The 20114-nt window shown below is 66.1% G+C and carries 15 protein-coding genes; 3 read left to right on the forward strand and 12 right to left on the reverse strand.

Annotated features, from left to right (window positions below; translation table 11 throughout):
- Positions 1–9 precede the first annotated feature (9 nt).
- Complete coding sequence (locus WIMU1_RS15130; RefSeq protein ID WP_062798374.1) at positions 10–1686, reverse strand: alpha/beta hydrolase; 1677 nt, start codon at positions 1684–1686, stop codon at positions 10–12.
- Between the two features lie 116 nt (positions 1687–1802).
- On the opposite strand from WIMU1_RS15130, the gene WIMU1_RS15135 reads away from it, so the two are divergent.
- Positions 1803–2579 (forward strand): PIG-L family deacetylase, encoded by a 777-nt coding sequence (locus WIMU1_RS15135; RefSeq protein ID WP_062798376.1) that lies wholly within the window; start codon positions 1803–1805, stop codon positions 2577–2579.
- A gap of 1 nt (position 2580) precedes the next feature.
- Here the strand turns inward: WIMU1_RS15135 and recD are convergent, their stop codons facing one another.
- The 4 genes from recD to WIMU1_RS15155 form a co-directional block, all read right to left on the reverse strand.
- The gene (gene recD, locus WIMU1_RS15140) at positions 2581–4431 is read right to left on the reverse strand and encodes an exodeoxyribonuclease V subunit alpha (protein ID WP_084248302.1); all 1851 of its coding nucleotides are present in this window, start codon (positions 4429–4431) and stop codon (positions 2581–2583) included.
- Positions 4428–7727: a UvrD-helicase domain-containing protein gene (locus tag WIMU1_RS15145; RefSeq protein ID WP_062798378.1), complete on the reverse strand. Its 3300-nt coding sequence runs from the start codon at positions 7725–7727 to the stop codon at positions 4428–4430. Before WIMU1_RS15145 ends, recD begins: the two co-directional genes overlap by 4 nt.
- A 1-nt stretch (position 7728) precedes the next feature.
- Positions 7729–11064, reverse strand: coding sequence for an exodeoxyribonuclease V subunit gamma (recC, locus tag WIMU1_RS15150; protein ID WP_062798380.1), 3336 nt, complete (start codon positions 11062–11064; stop codon positions 7729–7731).
- A 71-nt stretch (positions 11065–11135) separates the two neighbouring features.
- The gene (locus WIMU1_RS15155; protein ID WP_243404284.1) at positions 11136–11594 is read right to left on the reverse strand and encodes an acyl-CoA thioesterase; all 459 of its coding nucleotides are present in this window, start codon (positions 11592–11594) and stop codon (positions 11136–11138) included.
- Positions 11595–11948: 354 nt separating this feature from the next.
- Between WIMU1_RS15155 and WIMU1_RS15160 the strand changes: the two genes are divergently transcribed.
- Both WIMU1_RS15160 and WIMU1_RS15165 read left to right on the forward strand, forming a co-directional pair.
- On the forward strand, positions 11949–12602 hold the full coding sequence (locus WIMU1_RS15160; RefSeq protein ID WP_062798382.1) for a GNAT family N-acetyltransferase: 654 nt from the start codon (positions 11949–11951) through the stop codon (positions 12600–12602).
- Between the two features lie 132 nt (positions 12603–12734).
- Complete coding sequence (locus tag WIMU1_RS15165) at positions 12735–14237, forward strand: NAD(P)/FAD-dependent oxidoreductase (RefSeq protein WP_116915619.1); 1503 nt, start codon at positions 12735–12737, stop codon at positions 14235–14237.
- Between the two features lie 7 nt (positions 14238–14244).
- Here the strand turns inward: WIMU1_RS15165 and WIMU1_RS15170 are convergent, their stop codons facing one another.
- The 7 genes from WIMU1_RS15170 to WIMU1_RS15200 all read right to left on the reverse strand — a co-directional run bounded on the left by WIMU1_RS15170 (position 14245) and on the right by WIMU1_RS15200 (position 20113).
- Positions 14245–14922 carry an urease accessory protein UreD gene (locus WIMU1_RS15170; protein WP_062798384.1) on the reverse strand — a complete coding sequence of 226 codons (678 nt, stop codon included), beginning with the start codon at positions 14920–14922 and terminating at the stop codon, positions 14245–14247.
- Positions 14923–14938: 16 nt separating this feature from the next.
- Positions 14939–15637 carry an urease accessory protein UreG gene (gene ureG, locus WIMU1_RS15175; RefSeq protein WP_023958086.1) on the reverse strand — a complete coding sequence of 233 codons (699 nt, stop codon included), beginning with the start codon at positions 15635–15637 and terminating at the stop codon, positions 14939–14941.
- A 66-nt stretch (positions 15638–15703) separates the two neighbouring features.
- Positions 15704–16390, reverse strand: a complete 687-nt coding sequence (locus WIMU1_RS15180) for an urease accessory protein UreF (protein ID WP_243404283.1) — start codon at positions 16388–16390, stop codon at positions 15704–15706.
- Positions 16390–18111 carry an urease subunit alpha gene (locus WIMU1_RS15185; protein WP_030162632.1) on the reverse strand — a complete coding sequence of 574 codons (1722 nt, stop codon included), beginning with the start codon at positions 18109–18111 and terminating at the stop codon, positions 16390–16392. The genes WIMU1_RS15180 and WIMU1_RS15185 overlap by 1 nt, the downstream gene beginning before the upstream one ends.
- Entirely contained in the window at positions 18112–18438 is a 327-nt protein-coding gene (locus WIMU1_RS15190; protein WP_062798386.1) for an urease subunit beta, read from the reverse strand.
- A 10-nt stretch (positions 18439–18448) separates the two neighbouring features.
- Positions 18449–18751: an urease subunit gamma gene (locus WIMU1_RS15195; RefSeq protein ID WP_031332263.1), complete on the reverse strand. Its 303-nt coding sequence runs from the start codon at positions 18749–18751 to the stop codon at positions 18449–18451.
- A gap of 105 nt (positions 18752–18856) precedes the next feature.
- Complete coding sequence (locus WIMU1_RS15200) at positions 18857–20113, reverse strand: DUF6986 family protein (protein ID WP_062798387.1); 1257 nt, start codon at positions 20111–20113, stop codon at positions 18857–18859.
- Position 20114 lies beyond the last annotated feature (1 nt).

The raw sequence follows: 20114 nt of genomic DNA on the forward strand, positions 1-20114 counted from the left end.
GGCCCGGACTCACTCACCGGCGTTCTGTCTGAGGAGTTCACGTAACCGCAGGGTCTGGTCGGCGCTCCACTGCGTCGGCTGCAGGATCGCCGCCCAGGAATCGGCGATGTCCGCGTGGAACGTGTGACCGTGCCCATCGGGAACGTCGTTGGACACGGCCATGTCCGCCGACACCTGGAGGAAAGTGATGACCGGAATCCACTGCATGCTGTCGAGTACGTCTCGCCCGCGTGATTCGCGTAGCCAATCGGGTTTGCGGAACGGAAGGTGGGGTGACCACCAGGTGATCGGATCGGACGGGTACTGCAGGTAGACCACCCTCGGTGATGGCCACTCGGTGTCAGGGCGGGAAAGATCGTCCGCGCCGGCGATGAAACGGACGGTGCTGCCGTCTTTGTAGATGGGCAGCCACTGCGGAGACCCGGGAGCACGCTCGGCGCTGGTCTTCTGCCACACCTCGTTGGTGTAGGTCGGACCGATGAACAGGGCGCCGTCTGCGCGGGCCGCGAGGTCTTCGATGCTCGTGAACGGCGCCTCGGCCCCGAAGGACCCCAGGCTCTCTCCGAAGACCACCAGTTTGGGGCGCGAGTCCTCGGGTAGGACATGCCACCGCGCATACACCGCTTCGAACAAGGCCTGACCGGCGGCGCGGGCCCGTTCCCGGTCGACCAGAAACGAGATCGGACTGGGCAGGTACGAGTACTGCATGGAAGCCACTGCGGTGTCGCCGTTGTACATGTACTCCAGCGCGCTCACGGTGCTCTCGTTCACCCATCCGGTGCCCGTGGTGGTTCCCACCGCGATCACTGCGCGCTCGAAGGCCCCCGCCCGCTCGAGGTCGTCGACGACCAGGTCGGCCTCGCCGCCGTAGCCACCGGCCGAGGCCAGTCCGGCGTACGCCCGGATCGGCTCCTGCGGCGACGCGTTGTTGAAGGCGCACAGTTGCTGGGCCGACGGACCCGAGGACACAAACGATCGCCCTTGCTTGCCGAGCGAGGCCCACGTGACAACGGACTCCCGGCTTCCCGACCGCAACGGGCTCGTCGGTTGCGCTGTCTCCGGGTCGGTCTCGTCGTTGATCGCCGCAAACGATTCGTTCAGGCCGGACATCGTGGCGCGCACCACCACTCCGTTGAGAACCCCGATGGTCACGCCGATCACCAGAAGGACGGCGACAACCGCGGAGACCGCGGGCGGAACTATTCGGTTCAGCACTGCGGTCACCATCGCGGTCACGCGGCGCATGGCCCGGCCGAGGGCGATGAACAGCACAGCGACCACCAGTGCCGACACCGGCACCAGCACATAGCCGTAGCCCGGGAACGACGCGGTCCCCATCAGGTCTCGTAGTTCCCGTTGCCACGAGCCGAACCAGGCCAGCATCGCCGTCGTCCCGATCAGCGCGACGACAACAAACGTCCGCCAGGCCCACCGTTTGAAAGCCGGCGAGGATTCCCTGGCGGTGACACGACGCAGCACCGCCGACAGCAGCACTCCCAGTCCGTAGCCGAGCGCCACCGATGCTCCGCTGACAACACCTTGGAAGAGCCAACCCCGTGGAAGGAGTGACGGCGTCAGCGACAACCACAAGCTCACCAACGCGCCGCAGAGCCCGCCGAAGACGTACCGACGGGGTACCAGGCGACGCAGCATCGCCCGCACCTTGGTCCCCGCACCATCGGCCATGTGGCGACCTTAGCCTCGCGGCACCTCAGCCTGCTCTCGGTCGAGTTCGGCAGCTACGCCGATTCTCGACCACCATCTCGGGCCGCACCAGAGATGGCGCGGACTACGCTGAACCCGTGTCGCATCCGAGTCTGCTCTGCATCCACGCGCATCCCGATGACGAAGCGCTCTGGACAGGGGGTGTCCTCCTACGATGCGCAGAACTCGGCGGTCGCACGTCGGTTGTGACGTGTACCTGGCCCCCGGGCTCCGAACGGGCCGGCGAACTACAGCGATCCCTTCAGATATTGAATGCCGGTGCCCCGAGGCTGTTGGGGTACGCAGATCTCGGTGTCACCGACACCACAGAGGACTACCGCTCGTTCTGCGACGCCCCTTTTGATGAACTGGTCGAGTCGGTGGTCGCCCACATCCGCGCATTCCGGCCGGACACCGTGCTGACGTATGACCCAATGGGTGTGTACGGGCACCCCGACCACATCCAGACACATCGCGTTGCGGTTGCTGCGATCGGAGCAGCCGGATACCCGCAGCTGTACCCCGAGGCGGGCCCACCCTGGCGGCCGAAACTTCTCTACCAGGCCACCATGCCGTTCTCGGCTGCCCAGCTTCTCTGGCCTGCGGTGAGAAAACAGGCGAACCGCCCGGTGGGGCCGCTGCCCGGGGTGCCCGACGAGGAGATAGATCTCTTCGTCGACGTGACCGCGTGGCTGCAGACCAAGTGGGACGCCTTGTCCGCACACAAGAGCGAGATCGCCAGAGGTGGCGCGATGACCATGCTCGCTGCCCTGCCAGAAGAAGTTCGCTGGGATGTCCTGCGAACCGAGTGGTTTCAGCGAATGGCGCTCCAGCCCGACGCGGAAGCGTTCGACGCCCTACGCTTTCCGGCCTAGCTCACTCGAGCCTGGTCCGTAAGCCGCTTGCGCGCAGCACTTTCCGATTCACACCGGCCCTGATGGCCTCTTCGGTGCCGACGAGCCGCACGCGAGCACTGGCCCGGGTGATGGCCGTGTAGAGCAGTTCGCGTGTCAGCAGGGACGACCGTTCCGGAGGGATCACCACGGACACGGACTCGTACTGTGAGCCTTGGCTGCGGTGAATTGTCATGGCATACACCGACGTTGCCGACACCAGCTGAGACGGATGCAGCATCTTGATCGACTGGCCGCGCGCGAACGCCACCATCGGCCTGCCGTCGATGTTCACCACCACCCCGGTATCTCCGTTGTAGATGCCTGTGTCGTAATCGTTTGCGGTCACCAGCAGTGGTTGTCCGGCGAACCACCGGCCCGTGTCGAAAGCCTCCTCCGGTGCGTCGATCCACTCGGTCGCCAATCGCGACCAGTATTCGACGCCCGACATACCTTCCCGATGAGCACACAGCAGTCGATGCGAGCTCAGACCGGCCAGGGCCGCCGCAGCATCCCCGGCCTCCGCGGCCACCCGCACTGCGGTGGCGGAGTCGACGACGTCGCGCCGCACCGATTCGAGAGCGTCGAACCCGACGAGTTCGAACTCGTCATGGCCGGCACCGAGGAGATCGATCACCTCATCGGCGTCGCCCCGGCGCACAGCCGCCGCCAACTGTTCGATCCTCTCCCCGAACCGGCGCACCCGCGTGAGACGGATCACCCCTCCACCCAACTGTTCACGCTCCTCGACCGACAGCGCGTCGACGTTGTCGGCGTCGGGTTCGAGGTCCTCGGCGACCAGACTGCTCAGCACCGGATTGGTCTGCTCGGTGACGGGCCTCGCGACCAGATCGGCGAGCACAGCCCCGGCATCCACAGAGGCCAATTGATCGGGATCCCCCACCAGGACAAGCCTGGATTGGGGGCGCAACGCATCGAGCAGTCGCGACATCATCGTCAGTGACACCATCGACGTCTCATCGATGACCACCAGCTCGTGAGGCAGCCGGTTCGTGCTGTCGTGTGCGAATCTGCTGCGGTTTCCCGGCCGCCATCCGAGTAACCGGTGAAGGGTGGTCGCCGTCAGATGCTCCGGGAGCCCGAGTTCGGGCGCCTGAGCGCGCACCGATGCCTCGAGTTGGGCCGCTGCCCGGCCCGTCGGGGCAGCCAGAGCAACGCGAAGACCCGGTCCGTACTCGTCGAACATGAGGGCCAGTACCCGCGCAACGGTGTGCGTTTTACCGGTGCCCGGCCCCCCTGCGATGACCGTTGTCCACCCGGCTGTCGCCAGGGCAGCAGCAATCCGCTGTCGGTCGGGGCCGGCGTCGGGGAAATGCCGGTGAAGCCCCTCCGACAATCGCCCGGCGTCGAGATCCGGGTGCGTGCGGGCCCTGTTGTCGAGGAGCTCACGGATCCGCTGTTCCTGCTGGAAGTAGCGACGGAGGTAGAGCAGTGGACCCTCGGGCGTGTGTGCGAGATGGAGCGGCCTCAACGGTCCCGATGCCGCACCCGTCAGCAGAGGACTCGACTCGAGCGCTCTGACGACGTCGGCCGGGTCCGGCCACGGCAACGTGTCCGGATCGATCCCCGACTCCTCGTCGTCGATGGCGATCTCGGAGAGCCGGTTGACCTCCACACAGACCGACCCCAACCGGACCGCGCGCACTGCCAGCGCGGTGGCGATCAACACCGCCGGCTCGATGTCGGTCTTGGACAGTGCAGCAAGTCGTTGAGCCACATGGACATCGGCGGCGCTGAGCACGCCTGCCTGATTGAAGGGCACCAGTGGCGCAGCGGCGTTCAGCACGATCCGTGCGTCGACATCGGCGGTCACGCGGCCACCGTCCTTCCGGCGATGAGGTCGGACACGGCAGCGATGAGGGGCGCCGACGGCGTCCACTCGAACACGCCGCAGCCCGTTGGCGTCTGCGGCCCGATCATTGCGCGGACGAAATGGTACTGAACGCCACCGAGGTGCACCGACGGGTCGTAACCCGGCAATCGCCATCGTAGATAGCGGTGCAACGCAACCGAATACAGCAACGCCTGCAGAGGATAGTGCGAGTGCATCATCTCCCGCGCCATCGACTCCGGTGTGTAGTCCAGGCAGGTGAGGTCGCCGCGCGCGGTCCGGTTCGTCTTGTAGTCCACCACCACGAATCGGTCCCCCGGAATCCGCAGAACCGCGTCGATGCTGCCGGTGAGGAATCCGCGCAGCGGCGGTGCGGGCACCCGCCGCAGCAGGGCGGGATAGTCGGCGAGCAGATCATCGGGCGACAGATGATCCGCCATCAGGTCGCTGATGTCTCGCAGGGTCGGATCGGTCTGCGATCCGAGCGGGAACTCGAAGGTCAGCTCTGACAAGCGATCCTTCGAAGGTATGCGCGCGAGGCTGAGTTCGCGATCGGAACCCAGAGGTGTGTGCATCACCGCGGTCAGCGCCTCGGCGAGCACATCGATGTCGACCTCGGCCATCCTGGCCAGCGCGGCCTCGACACAGCGGCGACGCACTTCGCCTGCCAGATCGGTGACATCGGTGTCGACGGTCTCGAGTACCTCGTGGACAAGCGTTCCGAAGGCCGCCCCGAAAGGCAGCGAGTTCATCAGCGACACGTGTTTGAGTTCAGCAGGACCTTCCGTGGTCGCTTCGGCAAGAGGTTCCACCGTCTGCTCGTCTGTCTTGTCCGTGACCTCGGGCTCGCTCGCCACGCCCGGCTGATGTGTGCCCGCCACCAGCGCCGAATAGGAGGTGCGCCGCCACGTGCGGTCGATGACGCGGGTGAAGGACGCTGACCCCAGGTCGCCTGCCGACGGCTTCGGTTGCTGCCAACGGGGACTGCCCATCGGCGCAAACGTCGCCGGCTGCACGGTGACCACGCCGCCTGCCGCCTCACCCCATTCGGTGAAGAAGCGGGCCACCCGTGCATCGTCGGGTACCACCGGACGTGGTTCGGGGCTGGTTTTGTCGCGGCTGAACAGCAGCCTGTGAAGCGGCGACGAGCGGGTGGCAGTCGCAGGCGCCCACCACAGCACCACGGCGGAGGCAGCGCGTGTGAGCGCCACGTACAACAATCGCAACTCTTCCCCGTCTTCCTCGGCAGCGGCGGTGTCCCGGCGGGCCCGGTACCCGGGTGCGTCCTTGCCTCCGACGTCAAGGATGCGCTCTCCTGAGTCGTTGTGCAGCAACAGAGTTGCGGGGTTCGGATGGCGCGCCGCGTCCCAGCCGTAGGGCACGTAGACGATCGGGAACTCGAGTCCCTTGCTGCGATGCACGGTCAGGAGTTGAACCGCCGCGGCGTCGCTGTCGAGACGGCGGCTCTGCTCGCCCTGATTGCCTGCGACCGGATCCTTGATCAACTCGGTGAGTCGGCGCACGAGCGCGGTGAGACCCAGCCCCTGCTCCACCACGGCACGGTTGCACAACTGGGCGACGTGGGTGAGGTCGGTGAGTCGACGTTCGCCGCCGGTGATACCCAGCAGACGACCGGCGATGTCGCGGCGTCCGGACAGATGCTCGTACACCGCCGCGAACCCGGCGTCCTGATAGACCGCCACGAGCTCGCGGATCATCGCGCTGATGTCCGCTGTCAGCTCGTCTCCGCCTGCATCGAGTTCAGTGGCAGTCCACCCCAGAAGCGGGGTGAGTGCAGCCAACCGGATTCGGGCCGTACGACTCGGCTGCTCCATGGCCTGCAACAACCACAGCCAGTCGAGCGCTCCCTGGGTGCTGTAGACACTGGTGCCTCCCGCCAGCACCGACGGTATCCCCGCAGCGTCCAGGGCACCTTGAATCATGCTCAGGTGCTTGTGATTTCGAACCAGGACTGCGACGTCTCCCGGCTCGACCGGCCTCGTTTTCCCACCGGTGACGTGGTCGGTGCCGGAGTTGAGCAGGTCGGTGAGGTCCGCGGCGACGTCGTCGGCCACCGCCCGGCGCAGCCGGTCGAGCACCGGAAACCCCGACTTGTTCAGCGGCCCGTGTCCCTTGCGGTTCAGATGGCGCAACCGCAGCGGGACCAGACCGGGAAGCCGGGATCCGTCGTTGTTCGCGGTCACCTGGTGCACAACGATGTCCGGGCTACCGAGAGCTGCTCCGGCGTAGATCCGGTCCAGCGCATCGATCAGACCGGCGTCACTTCGCCAGTTCGTCGGAAGAGCCTGATGGTTGTCTGCGGCGCGTACGGCATCGAGGTAACTGAACACCTCTGCGCCTCGGAAGGCGTAGATCGATTGCTTCGGGTCGCCGACGAGCACCAACGTCGTGTGCCCGTGGAACGCGAGGCGAAAGATCTCCCACTGCACCGGATCGGTGTCCTGGAACTCGTCGACGAGCACCACCCGAAAACGGCTACGAATCCGCCGGCAGGCCGCCGGCCCGTGTGCGGGGTCGGCCAATGTGTCGCGCAGCAACATCTGAAGGTCGTCATAGTCACGCACATTGGTGAGGCGTTTACGCCGTTCCACCTCTTTGCGTACCTGGGTGGCGAACTCCACCCGCACGTACTCGTCCGCCCCGGGTTCGGCGTCAGGCCCCAGCCGCGCCTGCCGCCCGAACACCGCCGCCCGCGAGAAGGCATGGGCGTCACGAAGACTGAACGGCACCGCGTCGGTACCACTGAAGCGCCGCAGGTACAGGTCGTCGGTGACTTCGGTGATGAGATCGCCTACGTCCTCCACCAGAGTGATGTCGTTCTCGAAGTCGCCGGCAAGACCGAGCCCGTCCAGCATGCGGCTGCAGAATGTGTGTGTGGTCGCGATGGTCGCCGCATCGAAGTCCGACAACGCAGCGGTCAACCGTTCGCGACGAACACCCACCTCCTCGCCGCTGCCGCGGGCGAGCATTGCCACGAGAGGGTCATCGGATTGCGCCGCACGTTGCGGATCGGCAAGTGCCCGTGCGAGATCGGCCAGTCGCAGCCGGGTTCGTTCTCGAAGTTCAGCTGTGGCGAATCGGCTGAAGGTGACCAGGAGTAGTTCGGACAACGGCACCCCGGACGCCACGTACCGAGCGGCCAGACCGACGATCGCGTACGTCTTCCCGGTGCCGGCACTGGCCTCCAATACCGTTGTGCCGCCGGGCAGCGGTCCGGTGATGTCGAAGGTGACGGGAGAAAGACTGCTCTGGGTCATCTCAGCGCACCGTCTCGGCATCGAGCAGCGGAGCCCACAGACCGGTCGCCAAGGCGCCGAACCTGGACGGTTCGGTGAGAACCGCCGTATCCGGTGCCGGCGGCTCGGACAGAATCGCCGCGAACTCGGTGCCGTACAGATACTTCACGTACAGGTCTTGGCCCTCTCCCCCGAAGTCACTCTTGAAACTCACCTCGGCAGCCTCGACGGCGAGTTCGACACCGTCGCCCCGGTTGCGACGGGTCGCATATTCACAGGCCGCGGTGGTCGGCAGCGGCAGTGGCGCACGCAGGCCGGCATCGCGCATCGCGACCAGGTCACGGAGCGTCGCCGCGGGATCGGGAGGACTCTTGATGTCCGATCGCGCAAGGCGGCCCCCGTACTTTCCCCGACCCAGCACCACAGCCGACCGATCACCCGACTCACTCGCCGCCAGCGCCAGCAACGCCACCCAGGCCGCCACCCGGTGTTTCGGAGCCACTCGCGAGAAGATCGTGCGCACGACAACACCATCGTGCACGCCGGGCACCGTACCGGTCAGACGTCGACCACCGCCGAGCTCCACCGTGACATCCCTTGATTCCGAGGGATTTTCGTGCAGCGGGGCGGCCGCGGTCACCAGGGACTCGACGTCGCCGGCAATACGTTGGAATACCTGACCACCGAGCCGGAACGGTGGAAGCGAACCCCGCCGCAGTTCGGCTGCGCGTAGAGCCGACCCCTCGACACCTGCCAGTCGGGACTGCAGCATCCGGTCGCCGATGGCCCACCGATCGAGACCGTCGAGGTCCGCGCTGAACACATCGCTCAGTTCTTCGTCGTCGCCGGGCAGATACATACCCAGCCGCTGGCGACAGAACGCCCGCATCGGATGTTCCACGAACGCGATGAGGTCGGCCAACTCGACGTCGCCGAGCTTCTCCGGCAATGGTTCCGGAAGGAACTCGGACTCGCTGATCTGGATCGCTTGGGCAGAGCGCGCACCGGCCAACGCAGAATCATCAAAGCTGAACGGGGCACCGGCATCGAAGTTGACGGGATCGAACGCGTGTAGCGGGTGCGCACGCACCACCGTCGACCCGTCGGCCAGCATTGCGTCGGCCGAGTCGATCAACTCCCCCACCGGAACGGCGGGCGGGCGACGAAGCCCGGTGACCGGATCGTTCCCCGTGAACAGAATGACCAGGCGGTCGATGGCGGACATGGTGGCGTCGAGGAGCAGCTGACGGTCCTCACTACGGATGTCCCGTTCTCCCACACAGGGATTGCGGCCCATGATGTCGTCGCCGTTGACACTTCCGACCCGCGGGAAGCTCTCGTCATCGAGCCCGAGCAGGATCACCACCCGGTGTGGCACGGCCCGCATGGGCACCATGGTGCAGACGGTCAGCTCTCCGGTACGAAAGTTCGCCCTGGTCGGCCGACCGGCCAGACGGTGCGCGAGCATCGCGCGGACGTCGGCCAACCGGACGACGGCCTGGCCGCCGTGTTCGGTCGCGGCAGCCAGCTCGCGGTGCGCCTGACTGCGCTGCCAGCTATCTGCCGACTTCACCGCCGTGAGCAGATCCATTGCCCTGGAGAGATTTTGGGACCACTCGACTGCCGGCCGCGGGCCCCGAAGGGTGGCGAGTGAGTCGTCGAGTCGACTGATGAACTCTGCGAAGCGTCCGGCGAGGTCGACGTCTGCGCTGTCGACGTCGTCGAGGGGCAGCGCGGTGTCGAGCCAGCCGAGTTCACTTTCGTCGGCCGCCACCCCGAGCAGGATCCGGTCCAGCCCTGCGCCGAAGGTGTTCTGCCCGAATCCGCCGAGCCCGAACGGCTTGCGCTGGTTGTCGTTGATACCCCAGCGCGCGCCTGATTCGGCGGTCCACTGCCGCAGTCGTTCCAGGTCGTCGTCGCTGAAATCGAACCTGGTGCGCACCGGTTCGCTCTCCGCCAGCCCCAGCACCTCGCTGGCCTTGACGCGCCCCCCTGCGAGCTCGAGCAGATCCGACATGACCTCGAGCAGTGGATTGGTCTGCCGCAGAGCCCTATCCGCGAGTCGCACACGCAGTTGATGACCAGGGTGCACATTGATCGATTGCCCGAATGACGCACGGATCAACGGGGCGTAGGTCTCCACGTCGGGGCACATGACGATGACGTCACGCGGGTCCAGATCCGGATCTTCCTGGAACATGTGCAAGACCAGTTCGCGGAGCACCTCCACCTGACGGGCCGGCCCGTGACACGAATGGACCCCGACGCTGCCATCGGCCACACCGACGGCGGGCAGGACCGCATCGGTGCGCATCGCGTGCTGCAGCCGCCGCAGGTGCGTGTCGACTGGCTCGTCAGCGCGGTGGTGGACATCTTCGTCCGCGACGTCGCTCAGCCGGACCTGGAGTTCACGCACTTCTCGCGAGAGCGATGCCACCAGGGGGTGCTCGATGAACCTGGCATCGATGTCGCTGCGGCGCACTTGCCCGCCGAATCGCGGCATCTTCTCCCACAGAGCCGGACTCGCATGCGGCAGAAAGAGGTTGACGTCGTGGTGGACGCCAAGTGCTGACAAGATCGCCAGCTGCTGGGTGGTGAGGCGGGTGGCCCCGAAGAGGGCGATACGCTCAGGCAGGTCGACCGCGGAGGCCCGTTGCCGCAGTGCCGTGCAGACGTCATCGAGACGTTCCGGCGGGCTGGGTGCGTCGATGCGCTCACGCAACATCCGCCAGAGATGCGGCTGCCACCGCACGTCTTCGTCGAGCTGATCGCCCACTCCGTCGGTGTCCGAACCGGCGACCCAGTCGAGGATCATCTGGGGCCGGTGGGTGGCGTAGCTGCGGAACAGTTGCGTCAGGTGCTCTGCTGTCCCGAACCGGCGTCCGACGCGGAAACCGGGTGCTGGTGACGTGGTCCCCGCACCCGAGGTTGCGCCCTGGCCGGTCCCGACGGCGCTCCGATGCCCGAGATGCCGGGCGAGGATTGCGCACGCGGGGTCGTCGACGGCATCGTCGATCACCTCGAGCAGCGTCCACTGCATGCGCGCGGGCGCCCATGGATCGTCGTCGGGCCTGCCCGCAGCGGCGGTACCACTGACCTGAGCGACAACATCGTCGACCAGCGCCGACGGCGAAGGGAACGCGATGTTCGCCGCAATTCCGTCGCCTTGATGGTCGCCACCCGGAGCCCGGCTCGTTCCGAGGGTCAACGACAACTGCTGGGTCAGCCAGCGCTCGACACCCTGCGCAGGCACCGCGACGACCTCACCGGCGAAGGGGTCGCCGGGCGGCTCCGAGAGAATGCCTGCCAACGCCGCGACCAGCGTGCTGGTGCGTTCGGCACGATGAAGTCTCAGCACTGCACGCCCCCTCGTCCGCGGTTGTCAGGCCGGTATATCACCGCTCGCCGACATCGATCGTCACAGTGCGTTCAAGCGCGGCGCCGGAAAGGAACCGGATCTGCCATCTTCGCCTCGAGGAGATCACGTACGGCGTCGGGCACAGGTCTGGTGCCGCCGGTCTCGGGGTCGATCATCACCCCGGTCGTCTCGCACAGTCCCACCAGGTTGCCTTTCCCGTCACGCAATTCGCTGCCGAAGTCGAAGGACGATGTGCCGATACGACTGATCCAGACCTTGGCCGTCACGGGCTCGGGGCCGTAATACAGCGGCGCCACGAACTCGATCTCCTGCCGGGCGAGATGGAAGGCGCCGGTACTGCGACCCTGGGTGGCGAACCAGCGGGTGACAGTGCGGACCCGGGCTTCTTCGAACAACCGCGCAAACTGCACGTTGTTCACGTGGTGGTTGGTGTCCAAGTCGCCCCAACGCAACTGCAGCTCGACCGTGTCCAGGTCGGTGGGGATTGAACCGGAGGAGGTGTCTTTCACCGGTGCCAGCGTAGTGGCAGGGCCGAAGAGATCCGGGGACGGGTCCATCGCCGCGATGCCGACAACGACGACTCGTGACTTGTGCACTCACCGAACGGATTTCACGCAACTCCGCTCACCCGCATGTCTTGGCCACCCAGGCGCCCGGGCGGGTCGGCCGACCGCCACCACCAGCGGAGATCCTCGCCGACTCGCGATTTGACGATCGCCACCCACCCGCAAGCTGTCGCAAGCGCGAATCTCACCTCTCACCAGCACTGATGCCCTGGTTGAATGGTCTGCTCCGACACTCTCCGGCGAGGTCTACCACTTGCGTCGCACGAGACCGTAGGATGCCGACATCACGTCAGTGGAATGGGGAATGAAGAGTTGATCATCGAGACCGATCGCCTGGTTTTGCGGCCGGTGTCGATTGCCGATACCGACCACCTCGTCGAACTCGACAGCGACCCGGCCGTGATGCGTTATGTCACCGGTGGGACCGCCACCCCTCGGGAGGTCATCGAGGACTGGGTGATCCCGCGAGCGCTGGCCGAGGCAGGCCACCGCGGCGGTGCCGGCGTCTGGGTCGCACTCGATCGGCTCGACGTCGTCGCAGCGCGCTCCGTCGGCGACCCCCACGCAGAAACAAGCGGGTTCGTCGGCTGGTTCGGTTTGCGGGCGCCTCGCCATTCGTCGGAATCAGAGTTCGAACTGAGCTACCGACTGCGCCGCCGAGCCTGGGGACGCGGATTGGCCACCGAGGGAGCTCGGGCGCTGGTGCAGCTGTCTTTCACCGAGCTGAGCATCAGCCGCATCTTCGCGGGCACCATGGCAGTCAACGCTGCTTCGCGTCGCGTGATGGAGAAGTCGGGTCTGCGCCTGGCCCGGTTGCACGACTGCGCCGACACCTCGATCGCAGGTTCCGAACGCGGCGAAGTCGAGTACGAGATACTCAAAACACATTGGGAATCAAGCAGTTTCCCGTGGGCGCAATCCGCCCGAATCGCAACGAGCATGATCGCCTGAACCGCTCACCTGCACACCTTCGGGTGAATCCGGCCCTTGCCGCGACCAACGCGACCTCATTGACTACCGTTAGCCAATGAGCGGGTTTTGACCAGCCCTGAGATCCCGCCGCACACCGCCAACCGACAGGAGATGGTCATGAGCGACGAGACTGCAGGTTCGACCCGGCACCGGGTAGTGGTCATCGGTTCCGGCTTCGGGGGGCTGTTCGCGACCCAGCGCCTGCGAAAAGCCGACGTCGATGTCACCTTGATCGCACGGACCACGCACCACCTCTTCCAGCCGATGCTCTACCAGGTGGCCACCGGCATCATCTCCGAAGGTGAGATCGCTCCCGCGACCCGCGTCATCCTGCGCAAGCAGGCCAACGCTCAGGTCTTGATGGGCAATGTGGAGGGCATCGACATCGAGAAGAAGATCGTGACGTCACGACTCCTCGAGCGCATCACCGAAACCCCCTACGACAGCCTGATCATCGCCGCGGGTGCCGATCAGTCCTACTTCGGCAACGACCACTTCGCGCAGTTCGCGCCCGGCATGAAGACCATCGACGACGCGCTGGAGTTGCGTGGTCGCATCCTTGGAGCGTTCGAACAGGCCGAGTTGTCCGAAGACCACGAAGAACGGGCCCGACTGCTCACCTTCGTGGTCGTCGGCGCCGGTCCTACCGGCGTCGAACTGGCAGGCCAGATCGCCGAGATGAGCGACAAGACCCTCAAGGGCACCTTCCGCAACATCGATCCCACCGAGTCCCGCGTCATCCTGCTCGACGCGGCGCCTGCGGTTCTTCCGCCGATGGGCAAGAATCTCGGCACCAAGGCAGCAAAGCGTCTCGAGGAGATGGGCGTCGAGATCCAGCTCAACGCGATGGTCGTCGACCTCGACTACGACGGCCTCGTGGTGAAGGACAAGGACGGCAGCACCAGACGCATCGAATCGCAGTGCAAGGTGTGGTCGGCAGGTGTGGCCGCCAGCCCGCTCGGCAAGCAACTCGCCGAGCAGAGCGGAGTGGAACTCGACCGCGCCGGACGCGTCAAGGTGGAACCCGATCTGTCCATCCCCGGCCACCCCAATGTGTTTGTCGTCGGCGACATGATGTCGGTCGAAAACGTGCCGGGCCAGGCCCAGGGTGCGATCCAGGGTGGGCGCTACGCTGCCGACGCGATCAAGGCCGAGCTCAAAGGTGGCAAGCCCGAAGATCGTGAGCCGTTCAAGTACTGGGACAAGGGCTCGATGGCCACCATCTCCAAGTTCAGTGCCGTCATGTCGGTGCCGGTGCCGGGCCTGAAGAAGAACTTCGAGACCGAGGGCTTCTTCGCGTGGCTCGGATGGTTGCTGCTGCACCTGGTGTACATCGTCGGGTTCAGGAACCGTCTCACCACGATCGTCGACTGGTCGTTCGCATTCCTCACCCGAGGTCGCTCGCAGCTCACCATCACCGAGCAGCAGGTGTTGGCCCGCAACGCCATGGACCAGTTGGCTCAGATCGAGCTCGACAGACTCAAGGACGGTGGCGGCGACGCCGTGCCTGCGGACCGCGACCAGACCCCCGGCGACAAGCCGGTTCTCTCCGACCCCGCCAAGTCGTTCACATCCGAGCGAAGCTCGGATCAGTCCAAGCCGGCCGCCAGCTGATCCGACCTCAGCCGACCAGTTCGGCTGCCGTCCGGTCCGCCGCGGTCAGCGTGTTCGCCAGAACGGTGGTCATGCTGCCGCCGGCCACCAGCCCCAGGCGTGCCGCCGTCGCGGTGGGGTGCACGGCGTCGGGCCGGTTGTCCGGGTAGCGGTACTCACTCAGGAGTACCGAAGGCGAGCTGAGGCTGTCGGTGTCGGGCAGGCCGAGGCGCAGTTGATGACGCAACGCAGCCGTGCCCGCGATGTCGACGCTCATACGACCCGACCACCGTCCGGCATCCTCGCCGCGACGGCCGACCTGCACCCGTTCACAGAACCGGAACTCCCCCGACCCGGCGATCTCCACCGTGCACTGCGTGTGATGCACCGCGTCGCCCGCGACGATCGTGGGCTGTGGATCGACGATCAAAGTGGCCCCGTCGGCAACGGTGATGTGCCATGACATGTCCGAGACGGTGTCGCTGCGGCCCGGCAGCGCGATGGCGGCAGCGACACTGCGCAGAGTCAGTGCAGCACCGGATCTCACATCGACATGGATGTCTATCCGGTCTCCACCGAGGGGGGTCGCTGCGCTGGAGATCAAATGCAGGACGTCGCGGCCGGTCTGACGAACCGCCAGACCGCCGCTTGCCCGGACCCGAGGTGATCGCCCCTTGTGCGCCTCGAGATACAGCTCGGTGTGCATGTGGTGTGCCGGCTCGTCACACCGTGTTCAGCGGTTGCGTCCGCGCTGCCGCGAGTTGGTCACGCACCCAGCTCAGCACGTCGGTAGCCGCGGGGTCGTCGGTCAGAGAGATGAGCACGGTCGGACGACCCTCGCGCACCTTCTCCGCATCGCTTCGCATGACGTGGAGGTCGGCGCCCACCATCGGTGCCAGGTCCGTCTTGTTCACCACGAGCAGGTCGGAAAAGGTCACTCCGGGACCTCCCTTGCGCGGCACCTTGTCGCCGCCTGCCACATCGACCACGAAGATCTGCGCATCGATCAACCCCGTCGAGAACGTTGCTGTGAGGTTGTCTCCGCCCGACTCCACCAGGATCAGGTCGAGCGGCGGATTGGCCTCCACGAGATCGTCGATGGCATCGAGGTTCGCGGTGATGTCGTCGCGGATCGCGGTGTGGGGGCACCCGCCCGTCTGGACGGCGGTGATGCGCTCGTCCGGCAAGACGGCGTTGCGGCGCAAGAAGTCGGCATCCTCGGTGGTGTAGATGTCGTTCGTCAGCACGGCGACCGACAGTTCATCACGGAGCTGGCGGCACAGTGCGGCCACCAACGCGGTTTTACCAGAGCCGACGGGACCACCGATTCCGATGCGGAGTGCTTCACCGGCGACTCGTTCGCGCTTGGGCCGCGAGTGATCATGCGTGTGCGGCTGTCCGTCGATGAGGTGCGGGGGCATGTTGTTCTCCTTCGGTTGTGCGGGACGTGTTGTGGCAACGCCCGTGTCGACGTCGACCCTGAGTTGTCAGGACGCGAACAGTGGCATGGCGCGCAGCTCGTGCCGCTGCGCGAACACATCGAGCAGCGGATCGGAATAGTCGGCGAGTTCGGTACAGGCGATCGCCGCGGTCTCTTCGCACAGCTCGGTCATCTGAACTCCGAGCAGAGCGACGTCGCCAGGGTCCAACGCCAGTAGCCGCTGGCCGGCAGTGGCTGATCCGGTCATGGTCGTGTAGATGAGCACCAGTGCGCTCTGGTACCCGTCCAGGCCGGCGGCACGTGCCACCGAACCGGTCACGACGGGTAGGTGTGGCCTGGCCGAGTGCTCGGTCCAATCATGGTGCGGCCAGATCTTTTTCCCCAGGCGCAGCATGCCTCGGCCTTGCGATCGGGACGCCGAGCGAGCCGCGGCCGACGGAGTTCGTGCGTCGGCCTGGACGTCGGCAGCCGGCACCTCGAGCCGGCGGTCGACCACCGCGGCCGTGATCGACGCGGCGACCAGACCCGTCGTGCGTACCCGCCTGATGAGAAACGCTCGCAGCGACGGGACGTCTCGGACCACACCGGAGGTGATCGCCTCCTCCAGTCCCCCAGAGTGGACATGAGCACCCACCGGCAGCCGAGAGTCCGCCAAAGTCAGCAACATTGCGAGGTTCTTGGCGGCTGACCCACCGATCGGTGGCGCTGCCTCCCCTGTCGAGATCACGGTCATCAGAACAGGAAGTACCGCTGGGCCATGGGCAGTGATGCGGCAGGCTGCTGGTCCCAGACCTGGCCGTCGATGGTGACCGTGAAGGTGTCGGGGTCCACCCGGATCTCCGGCTGCGCGTCATTGTTCGTCATGTCCGCCTTGCCGACCCGACGCACGTCCTTCACCACCGCCAGGCGTCGATCGAGTCCCAAACGGTCGGGCAGACCGTCCTCGATGGCTTGCGGCGCAACAAAACTCAGCGATGTCGCCGCGGCGAGCTTGGGCGCCGCGCCGAACATCGGTCGGGGCAGCACCGGCTGCGGGGTCGGGATGGACGCGTTGGCGTCGCCCATGGCCGCCCACGCGATCGCCCCACCCTTGATGACGGCGTGCGCGCGGACGCCGAAGAACGCCGGATCCCACAGCACGAGGTCGGCGAGCTTGCCCACCTCGACCGAACCGATCTCGTCGTCCAGACCGTGAGCGATCGCAGGACAGATGGTGTACTTCGCCACATACCTCTGCGCGCGGGTGTTGTCGGCGGCCCCGTCGCCGGGAAGGGCACCTCGACGTTCCTTCATCACATGCGCGGTCTGCCACGTTCGCAGTACCACTTCACCGATGCGACCCATCGCCTGCGAGTCCGAGCCGATCATCGAGATCGCGCCCATGTCGTGCAGCAGGTCCTCGGCGGCGATGGTCGACGGCCGGATGCGGCTCTCGGCGAACGCAAGATCCTCGGGCACACTGGGATTGAGGTGATGACACACCATCAGCATGTCGAGGTGTTCGTCCAACGTGTTCACCGTGTGCGGCCGGGTCGGATTGGTGGAGCTCGGCAGCACGTTCGGGTACGCCGCAACCGTGATGATGTCGGGTGCATGCCCTCCGCCTGCGCCTTCGGTGTGGTACGCGTGGATGCCACGCCCGGCGATGGCTCCGAGTGTCTGTTCGACGAACCCGGCCTCGTTCAGGGTGTCCGAGTGCAATGCCACCTGCACCCCAGACTCATCGGCGATCCGCAGACACGCGTCGATAGCTGCCGGTGTACTGCCCCAGTCCTCGTGGAGTTTGAATCCCGAAGCGCCGGCCCGTAATTGCTCGCGCATCGAGTCGGCGCTGACCGTGTTGCCCTTACCCAGCAGGGCTATGTTCATCGGCCAGTGGTCGGTGGCCTGCAGCATCGAGGCGAGGTGCCAGGCACCGGGTGTGACCGTGGTCGCCTTGCTGCCCTCTGCCGGACCCGTCCCCCCGCCGATCAGCGTGGTGATCCCGTTTCCGAGTGCCTCGTCCATGATCTGCGGGCAGATGAAATGCACATGGCAATCGATGCCGCCCGCCGTGACGATCTTGCCGTTGCCCGCGATGATCTCGGTGGACGGGCCGATCACGAGATCCGGATGTACCCCGTCCATGGTGTCCGGGTTCCCGGCCTTCCCGAGGGCCACTATCCGGCCGTCACGAATACCCAGGTCCGCCTTGATGATCCCCCAGTGATCGAGCACCACGACACCGGTGATGATGGTGTCGGGAGAACCGTCTGCCCGGGTTGCGCGGCCTTGTCCCATCGATTCGCGGATGACCTTGCCACCGCCGAAGACAGCCTCCTCACCCGCGAGACCAGGTCCGCCAGACCTGTCCTCGGTGACCTCGATCAGCAGGTTGGTGTCTGCCAGACGGATCCGGTCCCCCACGGTGGGACCGAACAGGTCGGCGTAACGCGCACGGCTCAACGATGCCATCTACGAATCCAACTTTCCGGGTGGGTTCAGCGAAATACCGTGCACCTCACGGGTACCGGCGATCGGGACCAGCTCCACGGTGGCCTCGATGCCTGGTTCGAAGCGAACGGCGGTGCCCGCCGGGATGTTCAAGCGCTTCCCGTGTGCGGCCTGACGGTCGAAGTCGAGGGCAGCGTTCGATTGGGGAAAGTGCACGTGACTGCCCACCTGAACCGGGCGGTCGCCGGCATTGATCACCACGACCTCGGTGATCTCGGCACCCTCGTTGATGACGATTTCTCCTGGCGCACAAAGTACCTCGCCAGGGATGAGAGCAGGCTCTGCCATCGTGACTCCTCTAGGAGATCGGGTTGTGCACGGTCACGAGCTTGGTACCGTCGGGAAAGGTCGCCTCCACCTGCACGTCGTGCAACATCTCGGGGACCCCGTCCATGACCTGTTCGCGGCTGAGCACTTCGCGCCCCGTGGACATCAGTTCCGCCACGTTCCGTCCGTCGCGTGCCCCCTCGAGGATGTGGTCGGTGATGACCGCGACGGCCTCGGGGTGATTGAGCAGCAACCCACGCCCCTGCCGACGACGTGCCAATTCCGCAGCGTACGAGATCATCAGTCGCTCTTGCTCATGCGGCGACAGATGCACGATGTCCTCCTCGATTTTGAACAGCCGATGAACACGCATCGACCGACTCATACTGCCACGCAGAGCCCGCGTCGGCGCGGTGGAAGTCGCCATCGAACCGAAGAGTCAGCCGAGCACGCCCCCACTCGCGCGCAGTTCACCCAGGGCCGCTGCCGAACACCGAGGTCCGACGGCCAGCACATCTGCCTCGGCGAACGCACCCACCGACAGTCCACGCAGCACCACGAGGGCCAGCGATTGAGCCGTCGCGGGCTCGTCCACGAACTCCGAACTCTGGCGGTCGAAGTACGACTGCAACCGCGTCACGGCCGGCGACATCGCCGACCGGAAGAAGCCGTACACCGCCAGCCATCGAGTCACGAGATGGCCCGGGTGCATGTCCCACCCCTGATAGAAGCCACGCTCCAGGCTGCGGGTGACGAGTCGGTGATGACGGCGTAGAGCCGCTTCGACGACCTCGGCGGAGCCGACCGGGGACACCTGGGTGGACCCGTCCGACACCCAGACCCCGGTCTGCGCTGCCGCGACGAGCATCACCGACTTGGCATGGTCGGCGACCGGATGTTCCAGCGACTGCTGAGAGGATACGATGCCGCAGGCGGCACTGTAATCGTATGTCCCGTAATGCAATCCGGTAAGCCGCGGCCCGCCACGATGGATCGCTTCGGCCACAGTGGCCCGACCGTCGGCGCCGAGCACCGCCTGGGGGCTCTCGATCTGCAGTTCGTAACGCAATGCGCCTTCGGGCAGTCCGTGCGCACGTTCGAGCTCCTCGCAGATCATCACCACCGCATCCACCTGGGCTGCCGCGCGCAGTTTGGGAACGGTGAACACAAACCCGTCCGGCACCCCGCCGGCAGCATCGAGCACAAGCTCCAGCGACCGCAAGCCACGCGCTCGTTCTGTGGCACCCAGCCCCTTGCAGCGAACACCGAAGGCATTGGGCGCCTGCTCAGGTCGGGCAGACCATGTGGCGATCGTGCGACCGGCCGCTCGGGCGTCGCGGTCCTCGACCACATCCGGTCGCCAGCCGTAACCGTCTTCGAGGTCTATCCGGAGGTCTTCGATCGGCTGGCTGCGCAACCGGGCCTGGACCAGCGAGGCGATGCCGGTGCGGTCGAGGTCGGCAACCACGGCGGCGGCCTCGTCGGCGATCGCCGACGCCCGATCCCCCCAGGTGCCGGGGGTGTCCGCGTCCACGTCGGCGGCACTCACATAGACGGTGTGGGCAGGCTGCTTCTCGGCGCGATCGCCGGGATAAGCCCGGTCGAGTTCAACATCGACGGCAGAGAGGACCGCATCGATGCGGGCTCGCGCCGGGTCGGACAATCGTGTCGCGGCCTGTGCCGCATCGTGTCCCATA

Source organism: Williamsia muralis NBRC 105860 (assembly GCF_001598915.1).
In the GTDB taxonomy this organism is placed as follows: Bacteria; Actinomycetota; Actinomycetes; order Mycobacteriales; family Mycobacteriaceae; genus Williamsia; species Williamsia muralis.

Bases quoted from the DNA above. Each gene is read 5' to 3' on its own strand.
- WIMU1_RS15130 (WP_062798374.1), bottom strand. From the start codon at position 1,686: ATGGCCGATGGTGCGGGGACCAAGGTGCGGGCGATGCTGCGTCGCCTG.
- WIMU1_RS15145 (WP_062798378.1), bottom strand. From the start codon at position 7,727: ATGACCCAGAGCAGTCTTTCTCCCGTCACCTTCGACATCACCGGACCG.
- WIMU1_RS15160 (WP_062798382.1), top strand. From the start codon at position 11,949: ATGGGGAATGAAGAGTTGATCATCGAGACCGATCGCCTGGTTTTGCGG.
- WIMU1_RS15165 (WP_116915619.1), top strand. From the start codon at position 12,735: ATGGTCATGAGCGACGAGACTGCAGGTTCGACCCGGCACCGGGTAGTG.
- WIMU1_RS15170 (WP_062798384.1), bottom strand. From the start codon at position 14,922: ATGCACACCGAGCTGTATCTCGAGGCGCACAAGGGGCGATCACCTCGG.
- ureG (WP_023958086.1), bottom strand. From the start codon at position 15,637: ATGCCCCCGCACCTCATCGACGGACAGCCGCACACGCATGATCACTCG.
- WIMU1_RS15180 (WP_243404283.1), bottom strand. From the start codon at position 16,390: ATGACCGTGATCTCGACAGGGGAGGCAGCGCCACCGATCGGTGGGTCA.
- WIMU1_RS15185 (WP_030162632.1), bottom strand. From the start codon at position 18,111: ATGGCATCGTTGAGCCGTGCGCGTTACGCCGACCTGTTCGGTCCCACC.
- WIMU1_RS15190 (WP_062798386.1), bottom strand. From the start codon at position 18,438: ATGGCAGAGCCTGCTCTCATCCCTGGCGAGGTACTTTGTGCGCCAGGA.
- WIMU1_RS15200 (WP_062798387.1), bottom strand. From the start codon at position 20,113: ATGGGACACGATGCGGCACAGGCCGCGACACGATTGTCCGACCCGGCG.